The sequence below is a fragment of the Frankia sp. CcWB2 genome (genome assembly GCF_977927585.1).
Genome location: NZ_CDWRCM010000014.1, coordinates 30,309 through 35,407 on the forward strand (window position 1 = coordinate 30,309; position 5,099 = coordinate 35,407).

The 5,099-nt window shown below is 72.7% G+C and carries 5 protein-coding genes and 1 pseudogene; 2 read left to right on the forward strand and 4 right to left on the reverse strand.

All coding sequences use genetic code 11. The features are described from left to right. Positions 1–676, forward strand: a 676-nt coding sequence (locus ACY45C_RS03135) for an HAD hydrolase family protein (RefSeq protein ID WP_462186151.1), incomplete at its 5' end; no start/stop codon positions are given. Positions 677–739: 63 nt separating this feature from the next. On the opposite strand, the pseudogene ACY45C_RS03140 reads toward ACY45C_RS03135, so the two are convergent. The 4 genes and pseudogenes from ACY45C_RS03140 to ACY45C_RS03155 all read right to left on the reverse strand — a co-directional run bounded on the left by ACY45C_RS03140 (position 740) and on the right by ACY45C_RS03155 (position 4,280). Then, a pseudogene (locus ACY45C_RS03140) lies at positions 740–2,262 on the reverse strand (alpha,alpha-trehalose-phosphate synthase (UDP-forming)). A gap of 201 nt (positions 2,263–2,463) precedes the next feature. Then, the gene (gene otsB / locus ACY45C_RS03145; RefSeq protein WP_462186152.1) at positions 2,464–3,312 is read right to left on the reverse strand and encodes a trehalose-phosphatase; all 849 of its coding nucleotides are present in this window, start codon (positions 3,310–3,312) and stop codon (positions 2,464–2,466) included. A gap of 69 nt (positions 3,313–3,381) precedes the next feature. Next, entirely contained in the window at positions 3,382–4,047 is a 666-nt protein-coding gene (locus ACY45C_RS03150) for a LytR C-terminal domain-containing protein (RefSeq protein WP_462186153.1), read from the reverse strand. Positions 4,048–4,055: 8 nt separating this feature from the next. Continuing rightward, positions 4,056–4,280 carry a DUF3263 domain-containing protein gene (locus ACY45C_RS03155; RefSeq protein ID WP_462186154.1) on the reverse strand — a complete coding sequence of 75 codons (225 nt, stop codon included), beginning with the start codon at positions 4,278–4,280 and terminating at the stop codon, positions 4,056–4,058. Positions 4,281–4,706: 426 nt separating this feature from the next. On the opposite strand from ACY45C_RS03155, the gene ACY45C_RS03160 reads away from it, so the two are divergent. Beyond that, positions 4,707–5,099, forward strand: a 393-nt coding sequence (locus ACY45C_RS03160) for an RNHCP domain-containing protein (protein WP_462186155.1), incomplete at its 3' end; no start/stop codon positions are given.

Below are 5,099 nucleotides of genomic sequence, written 5' to 3' on the forward strand. Positions count from 1 at the left end.
TGGCGCCGGCGTTGCGCTGGTCCTGGTCAGCGGGCGTACCCGTCCGCAGCTTCTCGAGGCCGCGGCGATCTTCGGCGCGGACGGGTTCATCGGGGAGCTCGGCGCGATCGTCGGCTGGAACGAGGGGCGCGACAGCGAGATCCTGCGCGGCGCGATGCCGCCCGACTTCGACCAGGTACCGGAGTACCTGCTCGACCGGATGGTCGAGCGCTACCCCGGGCGGCTGGAGCTGCACACCCCCTGGCACTCCGGCCGGGAGGTCGACGTCATGCTTCGCGGGAAGATCGAGGTGTCGGAGGTCGACGGCTGGCTCGCCGAGACCGGGTTCCCCTGGTTGAGCATGCGCGACAACGGGCTGATCTCGCCGGTCCACATGCCTGATCTCGGAGTGAATCCGCATGTCTACCATCTGGTCCCGGACGGTGTGGGCAAGGGGGACGCGGTCGCCTACGACCTCAAGCGGCGCGGGGTGTCACCGGCCGAGGCGATCGCCATCGGCGATTCCGCCAGCGACCTGGCCATGGCTCCCCATGTCGGGCGGATGCACCTGGTCGCGAACGCGGTGCGGCACCCGGACATCGCCGCCCTGCTGGCGCGGTACGACAACGTCACGGTCGAGGCGGGCCCGGTCGGCGCCGGCTGGGCCAGCGCGGTGCGAGCGGCCGTCGCCGCCTGAACGCGGTCCGCCTGAACGCCGTCCGCGCGTCGACGTTCGGCACCGGCAGGGCAGACCGGACGGTCACCGGTCGGCGGCGAGGGCGTGCAGCTGGTCGGTGAACCAGAGCTGGGGCGGTAGCCGCCCGGCGACGGCGGCCAGCTCCTCGGCGCGCCGGCGCCGCTCGGGGGCGGGCATCGTCAGGGCGGTGTGCAGAGCCCGCGCGGTCGCCTGGATGTCGAACGGGTTGACGACCAGCGCCGCCGTGCCCATCTCCGCGCAGGCTCCGGCCTCCCGGGAGAGCACGAGGACGGCATCCCTGATCGAGACGATCGGCCCCTCCTTGGCGACGAGGTTCATGCCGTTCCGGATCGGGTTGACGACGAGCACCTCCGCGAGCGAGAGGGCCGCGATCGACCGGGGGTAGTCGTCGGTGATCTCCAGCCGCAGCGGCAGCCAGGTGTCCGTGGCGAACTCGTCCTCGATCTCCGCGGCTAGGCGTTGCACCGCGGCGGTGTATTCCCGGTACTCCGGCAGATCGTGCCGTGACGGGTAGGCGCAGACCAGGTGCATCACCTGCCGCGCCATTCCGGACGGGTGCGCAGCAGCTCCCGGTAGGCGTCGAGACCGCGGACGATGTTCTTGGACAGCTCGGTGCGGTCGACCCGGACGATGAGCCGCCGCCCGCCGGCCAGGTTGACCAGCTCGGCGGCCCGGGCGGCCACGTCGGTGGCGGCGGCCCGGCCGCGCAGCTCGTCCGCGTTGACGCCGAGCGGATGTACCCCGATCCGCACCGTCCGGTGCCGCCCGGCTTCCCGTCCCGGCCCGGCCGTCCCGACGGTCACCGCCCGCCGCTCGATCCGCAGTCCGAGGAGGTCGCGGCAGCATTCCTGGAACGCGTCGGCCCAGGCGTCGGTGAGGAACCCGAGCCGGTCGGCGCCGAGCATGCCGCGCAGGATCTGTTCGCTGACGTCGTCCGGGAGTATCCGGAAGTACTCCGGCGGTGCCCAGGGAGTGTGGCTGAAGTGGGCGATCCGCAGGTCCGCCCGCAGCGCCCGCAGCCGGGCGGCGACCAGGGTCAGGTGGTAGTCCTGGATCAGCACCGAGGCGCCCGGGGCGGCCTCGTGCGCGAGGGCCTGGGCGAACATCTCGTTGTAGGTCGCGTACGCTTCCCAGTCGCGGCGGAACGCCGGGCCGAAGACCGGCTGCGACGCCGGCGCGTAGAGCAGGTGGTGGATGAACCAGAGCGTGCGGTTCGCGACTGCGTTGTAGGCGCGGTCAAAGACGACCTGGTCGACGTCGAGCATCCGGACGGCGGCGCCGCCGGTGTCGTGGCCGGCGAGATCGAGGCGGCCGGCGGGCGCGGAACGCGCTGCCCGGCGATCGGCGTCACTGAGGGCGGCACACACCCACGCCATCGGACCGTCACAGTCGTCGGCCGCCACCCGGCTGAGGCCACTGACGAGGCCGCCGGCGCCCCGCCGGATCCGCAGCTTCCCGTCGTCCCCGACGGCGAACGCCACCGGCCCCCGGTTGGAGGCGACCAGCACCCGCGCGGTGCCAGTCGGCCACAGCCGCGGCAGGGTGTCTTCCTCGGCTCCCGGCATCCGACGCACACCGCGGAGAGTAGGCCATCCGCTCAGCCCTGTACGCCGGTCCATCAAGATCGTCTTGTCTGGCGGTGGAGGTTCACGAATCGGCGACAGATGTCTCACGGAAATGCCGTTGGCTTAGGGATGCCGGTGGGGTGAGCCCCGGGGGGCGGGCTGAGCGCGCCCTATGGGGATGAGCGAAGAGGGCACGAGCGGTCAGCCGCTGAGCCGCTCGACCAGCACCTCCAGCAGGGCGACCATCCCGGCGGGCCCGCCCACGACCAGGTCGGCGCGTTCGCGGATCACGTCCGGGACCTCCGGGCTGTCGCTGCACACGGTGATACCGGGCAGCCCGCCCGCCCGTAGCTCGTCGACGGCCTCGAATGCCGGCAGATCGCCGTAGTCGTCCCCGGCGACCAGCACCGAGCGCGCCTGGCGGGCCGCGATGAGCTCGCGCACCGCACTGCCCTTGTCGTGCCCGGGCGGACGCAGTTCCAGCACTCGCTTGCCCGGCGCCGCCTCCAGCCCATGGTCTTCAGCGAGGGCCGTCAACGCCGGCGTGAGCGCGGCGAGCGCCGAGTCCGGATCGGCGGTGCGCCGCACGTGTACCACCAGCGCCTGGTGCTTGTCCTCGACGGCGGTGCCGACTGGGGCGTCGCGGAGCAGTTCGGGCAGCGCCGCGCGGACCGCGGCGACCCCGGGCAGCGGCTCGGGACTGCTGATCGCGCGGCTGCCCGAGTCCCAGTGCTGCAGTCCGTACTGGCCAAGGATGATCAGGTTCCCGAAGTCGGGGATCTTCTCCAGCCCGGTCAGTTCCAGCAGCGAGTCCACCGGCCGTCCGGTGATGACGGCGAGGGTGCCGACCTCATGGGAGATCCGGCGCAGCGCCTCCATCGTCCCCGGCGCCGGGACGGCGTCCGACGGCCGCGGGACGATCGGCGCGAGGGTGCCGTCGTAGTCGAGGGCGATCAGGGCGCGTTCGGGCGCGGTGAGCAGGGCGGCGAGTCCAGCGCCCCCGGCGGGTGTGCGGGGGGCGGGTGGGCTGTGTGGCGCGGATTCGGTCACTGGGCCTTCCTCGGTCACGGGGCGAGGTGGTCGGGCGCCGGTGAGGAGCGTGGCGCGGCGGTCAAGTGATCATTTTTCCGGGCGGGCGGGGAAGTCGCGGGTGATCACCAGGATCAGTGCGTCGGTGGAGACGATTCTGGTCTTCGACTGGGGCACGATGCTCTCGATGCCCGGCATCGCCTCCTTCAGGGCTCGGGCGGCGTCGTCGTCGTCGTAGAAGACCGTCGTCACCGGGACGTTGTAGATCGACTGGTAGTTGCCCACCCGCTCGACCCGGAACCCGGCCGACTCGACCTGCTTGGCGGCCACCTCGGCGAGCCCGGCGACCCGCGAGTTGTTCAGGACGACCACCGGGGCCGTGGCCTTCGGTCCCGGCGGGGCCGGCGGCTTCGTCGCGGTGGACGCGGACGGCGCCGGCGTCGGTTCCAGGGACGCCGGCGCCGTCTTCGTGGCCCCCGGGCCGGGGGCCGGGGACGTGGCCGCCGCGCGGTGCGGCGACGGGGCCGGAGTGGTCCGGCCGCCGCCGGCTTGGTCCGTGCCCGGCCGCGCCGAGTGCGTCGGGGCCGCGACCTGGGTGGTGGAGCCGTCCGCGTCGGACGGGCCGTTCAGCAGATTGACCACCAGGATGCCCGCGAGTACGGCGAGAACCGCGACGACGCCCGCGCCGAGGGTGTGGAGCCGGTCCGGGCGCCGCCGGTGGGGACGCCGCGGCGGTGCGTTCGTGGCAGGTGTCATGCGTGGTCTTACCCCTCGGCCCGGTCACGTCGGCCGGATCGGGCCGCCCGACGTTGCTCCCGCAGCCGGCGCAGCCGGCGGACCAGCATCGGATCGGCTATCAGCGCGGCTTCCGAATCGATCACCCGGTTTAACAACTGGTAGTAGCGTGTTGATGACAGCCCGAACTCGGCCCGGATCGCCTCCTCCTTGGCTCCCGGGTGACGCCACCAACCCTGCTCGAAGCGCAACATGCGACGATCGCGATCGGACAGTTCGTTGGGTGGGACGTCCGCCCGCGCTGGTTTCTCGGGCGCTGGTTTCTCGGGCGGCAGGCTCTCGGGCGGTAGGCTCTCGGGCGGTAGAGGGTGTGCTGCCTCCACAGCGGGACCTCCTCGGGACGCATCCGGGACGATGGGCGCGATGGTGCGCCGACGTACCACGCCCGGTATGGTGCGCCGCCCACTATTTCACCCCGTGGGTCCGACATCCTCGGCGTCTCTGGCGACACACGTCCCGCCCGCGGTCCGGCCGCCCGACGCGGATCTGATGAGACGCTCGCGGGAGGCTCCCACCTGGTCCTGGCCAGGTCAGAGTTCCGGCCAGGTCAGAGCGCCCCGATTGGCTGTCATTGGCACCGATTGGCACCGATTGGCCTCCGGGCAGGCGGGGCACGCCGTGTGGTGACCTACTCTTGGCCGGTGAGCCGGCGCTTCACCCGCACCACCGAGGACTTCGTCTGCCTGGTCTGCGGGACGGCCGTGCGTGGTGACGGGTACACCAACCACTGCCCGTCCTGTCTGTCGTCGCGGCACGTCGACGTCAACCCCGGCGATCGGGCGGCGCGGTGCGGCGGTGTGATGCGGCCGGTCGCGGTGGAGAGCCGTACGCACGATCTGGTCATCACGCACGTCTGCGAGCGGTGCGGGCATCGGCGCCGCAACCGGTCCGCTCCGGCGGACGATCGCGACACGCTGCTGGCGGTCGCCGCCGCGGTCGCGCAGGCGGCGACGGCCCCAGGGCTGCCGGCCCCAGGGCTGCCGGCCCCAGGGCTGCCGGCCCCAGGGCGCGAC